General features: G+C 73.3%; 1 protein-coding gene. It reads left to right on the forward strand.

Annotation, left to right across the window (positions count from 1 at the left end; genetic code table 11):
- Positions 1-406 precede the first annotated feature (406 nt).
- Positions 407-1,092, forward strand: a 686-nt coding sequence (locus F9B16_RS50475; RefSeq protein ID WP_225992705.1) for an ATP-binding cassette domain-containing protein, incomplete at its 3' end; no start/stop codon positions are given.

Raw genomic sequence — 1,092 nt, forward strand, 5'->3', positions numbered from 1 at the left:
CGCCCGTCCGCTCGGAGCGGACCGCCGCGCGCGCCGGGCGCCGCCGGCGCCGCCGCGGGCCGCCGACCGCGACGCCCCGTTCCGAGGGATGCCAACGCAATTGTCCGCCTTTTTTGAATTCTCACCTTCGGTCGGAAGGCAAAGAATCCAGGCGTCCTGCCGTAAAGGCAAAAAGATTGCTGACAGCCATCACCAAGCCCGGTTATAGTCGCGATGTCGATGCATCGTGCGACGGCAAAAGAGATCCGGTGCCCCGGGCCCCGCCGATCCGGCCGGCCCGGGCGCACGGGCGCCGCGTGGCGCCGGGAGCGGCCACCGGCCCGGCTCGGACGACCGTCGCGCTCGCATGACGAGCAACGGGGGGAAACAAGTGATCGCGGAGCATTCCGCGATCGTGGCCCGAGGAATGGGTGTCCGCCGCGGGGGGCGGTGGCTCCTGCGCCCGGTGACCTTCGGCGTGACCGAAGGCGTGGTCGGCTTCGCCGGTCCACCTGGTGTCGGTAAATCCACTCTGCTGGCCACGTTCGCGACCTTGCGCCGGCCCAATTCCGGCGTGCTTCACATTCTCGGGCATGACATAGCGAACGCCGCGGACCTGCGGGCCGCGCGGGCCCGGATCGGCTACCTGCCGGCCCGGTTCGACCGCGCGGAGAGCATGACGGCGGGCGAGTTCGTCGCTTATGCCGCGTACTACAAGCGCACGAGCACCTCAGTGGCACGGTCCATCATGAAGCGGCTGGACCTCGCCGAGGCCGCCGGGACGGCGCTGTCGCTGCTGCCGCCGGACGTCCGGCTGCGCGCCGGCCTCGCCGCCGCGTGCGTGCACGGCCCCGACCTGCTGGTGCTGGACGACCCGTTCGGCGACCTGCGGGCCGCCGCCGACCCGTGGCCGACCGGCGCGGCGGGCCCGGGCGGGTCCGCGTACTCGGCCGCGATGGCCGAGCTGGTCCCGGTCCTGCGGTCGCTGGCGCCGACCGTCCTGGTCAGCGCGGACGACACCGAGACGCTCACCGGCTGGTGCGACCGGCTGCTCACGCTGGCCCGCGGCCGGCTCAGCGAGCAGCCCACGCACTCGGCGGCGGCCCGCCGGGG

Origin of the sequence: Actinomadura montaniterrae (genome assembly GCF_008923365.1) — a bacterium.
In the GTDB taxonomy this organism is placed as follows: Bacteria; Actinomycetota; Actinomycetes; order Streptosporangiales; family Streptosporangiaceae; genus Spirillospora; species Spirillospora montaniterrae.